This is a genomic window from Streptomyces malaysiense (assembly GCF_000980885.2).
GTDB classification, from domain to species: Bacteria; Actinomycetota; Actinomycetes; order Streptomycetales; family Streptomycetaceae; genus Streptomyces; species Streptomyces malaysiense.
Map to the genome: position 1 here is coordinate 1 of NZ_LBDA02000204.1, position 879 is coordinate 879.

The 879-nt window shown below is 71.0% G+C and carries 1 protein-coding gene; it reads left to right on the top strand.

The annotated features are described in order from the left end of the window. Positions 1–861: IS5 family transposase (locus VT52_RS34930; RefSeq protein ID WP_240510046.1), on the top strand; the 861-nt coding region annotated here is incomplete at its 5' end. Positions 862–879: the final 18 nt, after the last annotated feature.

The following is an 879-nucleotide window of genomic DNA, read 5'->3' on the forward strand; positions in this document are numbered from 1 at the left end:
GGGGATCTTTCTGATGAACAGTGGTCGGTGCTGGAGTCGTTGCTGCCGGCGGCAGGCGTGAGCCGCAGGTCCGCGAACCGGCGGCGGTTGATCAACGGAGTTCGGTGGCGGGTTCGCACGGGTGTTCCGTGGCGTGATCTGCCGCGCGAGTACGGGCCTTGGCAGACCGTTTACGGGCTCTTTCGCCGGTGGCAGCGCGAGGGTGTGTGGGCCCGGATTCTCACCTTGCTGCAGGCGAGGGCTGACGCGGCAGGGTTGATCACGTGGGAGGTGAACGTCGACTCCACGGTCTGCCGGGCCCATCAGCACGCGGCTGGTGCCCGCCGGGACGGGGCCGGGCAGAAGGAGCCTTTGGGAGGGGCCGGGGCCGAGCCGGAGGATCACGGGCTGGGCCGGTCGCGGGGCGGGTTCTCCACGAAGATCCATCTGGCCTGCGAGCAGGGGCAGAAGCCGCTGTCGTTGCTGGTCACGGCAGGTCAGCGGGGTGACAGTCCGCAGTTCGAGCCGGTCCTGGAAGCGATCCGGGTGCCCAAGGTCGGCGGTGGCCGTCCGCGGCGCAGGCCGCTGCGGGTGCGTGGTGACAAGGCGTACTCCTCGCGCGCCAACCGTGCTTACCTGCGCAGACGCGGGATCCGCTGCACCATCGCCGAGCCGGCCGACCAGGTCCGCAACCGCAAGCGCCGCGGCCGGGCCGGTGGCCGACCGCCGGCCTTCGACCGGGAGGACTACAAGGCCCGCCACGCGGTCGAGTGCGGAATCAGCCGCCTCAAGCAGCACCGGGCGGTCGCGACCCGGTATGACAAGCTCGCCGTCCGGTTCGAGGCGGCCGTCCAGATCGCGGCGATCCACCAGTGGCTGTGAACCAGCGGATGCCCGCGC